Source organism: Mesorhizobium sp. M7A.F.Ca.US.011.01.1.1 (genome assembly GCF_003998295.1).
Lineage (GTDB): Bacteria > Pseudomonadota > Alphaproteobacteria > Rhizobiales > Rhizobiaceae > Mesorhizobium.
This window is the reverse complement of record NZ_RZRT01000239.1, coordinates 1-474: the sequence shown is the minus strand read 5'-3', so window position 1 is coordinate 474 and position 474 is coordinate 1. Positions and strand designations below refer to the sequence as shown.

General features: G+C 67.7%; 1 pseudogene. It reads left to right on the top strand.

The window, feature by feature from the left end:
• A pseudogene (locus EOA13_RS37535) lies at positions 1 to 474 on the top strand (phage tail protein); the annotation flags it as partial.

Sequence of the window (474 nt, the reverse complement as noted above, 5' to 3'; positions counted from 1 at the left end):
ACAATGATGCGTCGGCCAAGGTGGACGGCTTGTCGTCGGCCCTGGATCAGGTCAAGACGGATGTCGCGGCGCTGAAATCGGCGGTCGAGCAGGGTGGGGCCGGCGACACTGCCGGGCTTGCTGCCCTTGGGGACAAAGTCAGGCAGATCGAGACGACTGTTGCTGCCCTTGGCCAGGCAGGCAACACGGCGCCGGTCGATCTCGGGCCGCTCAACGAAAAGCTGGCCGGGCTCGACGCGGCGGCGAAATCCGCCGGTGAGGCGGCATCGGCGCAGGAAGGCCGGCGTGCGGCGCTGGAACAGTCAGTGTCGCAGCTTTCCGGCAAGGTCGAGGCACAGGCGGGACAGCCGAAGATCGCGCTCGCCATCGCCGCTTCAGCGCTGAAGGCAGCACTCGACGGCGGTGCGCCGGTCGCCGCCGAACTCGAAAAGTTTGCGGCGATTTCACCGGGCGCACCGGGGATCGCAACCTTGC